Annotated in this window: 1 protein-coding gene and 1 pseudogene; both read right to left on the bottom strand. The window is 68.7% G+C overall.

All coding sequences use genetic code 11. The annotated features are described in order from the left end of the window. Positions 1-438: DUF421 domain-containing protein (locus tag KME75_RS42090; protein WP_219420661.1), on the bottom strand; the 438-nt coding region annotated here is incomplete at its 3' end. 36 nt (positions 439-474) lie between these two features. Then, positions 475-783, bottom strand: a pseudogene (locus KME75_RS42085) (hypothetical protein); the annotation flags it as partial.

The raw sequence follows: 783 nt of genomic DNA, 5'->3' as shown, positions 1-783 counted from the left end.
CTTCGGCACGATGCTGATCGCCCCCGAACGCTCGAGCACGGCGTACTCGATCTCGTCGGCGTTCTTCACGCCCTGGGTGGTGCGGGCCTCCTGCAGGATCTCGTCCATCCGCACGTGGTGGCGGCGCAGCCGCTCCTCCAAGGGCCTGCCGCGGTCGATGAGCACCACCGGCGTCCCGTCGATGACCTGCCCGACGCGGGGGAACCGCCAGCTGACGAAGTCGCCGATCCGCTCGAGCCCGACCAGCGTGAGCACGACCAGCACGGCCATCGAGATCGAGTAGTCCTCGCCGAGCAGCGCCTGCTGGGTGGCCTCGGAGACGATCAGCAGCACGACGAGGTCGAACGTGGTCACCTGGGCGAGCGTGCGCTTGCCCATGACCCGGAAGATCACCAGCAGCGCCACGTAGACGATCGCAGCGCGCAGGATCGCGTCCACGTCGGATTCCTTCCTCGAGGAGGGGCAGCGAACGGATCAGGGGTAGCCGAACTGCCAGAACTGCGCCGGCTCCCCGCCCGGTACGCCGATCGCGCCACGGAGCATCCCGATGTGGTCGGGCCGGACCTGCATCTCGACGGTGACCGGATCCGTGCCGCTGACCGGGAACGTGAGCACGTCACCGCCGTTCGCGGCCGTCCACGTGTCCGGCTGCGGCCACACCTGCTGGATCTGCACGCCGGACAGGAACTCCGAGGAGATCCACACCTCGGCGGTACCGGACTGCGCGGGCTGCACCTGCAACTGCAGGCTGGAGTCGCCCTTGAAGCGCGTGAAGCGGTCGTA

Source organism: Pseudonocardia nigra, from assembly GCF_019396355.1.
Taxonomy (GTDB): Bacteria; Actinomycetota; Actinomycetes; order Mycobacteriales; family Pseudonocardiaceae; genus Pseudonocardia; species Pseudonocardia nigra.
Note: the sequence above shows the minus strand (reverse complement) of the source record. Positions and strands in the feature narration are given on the sequence as shown.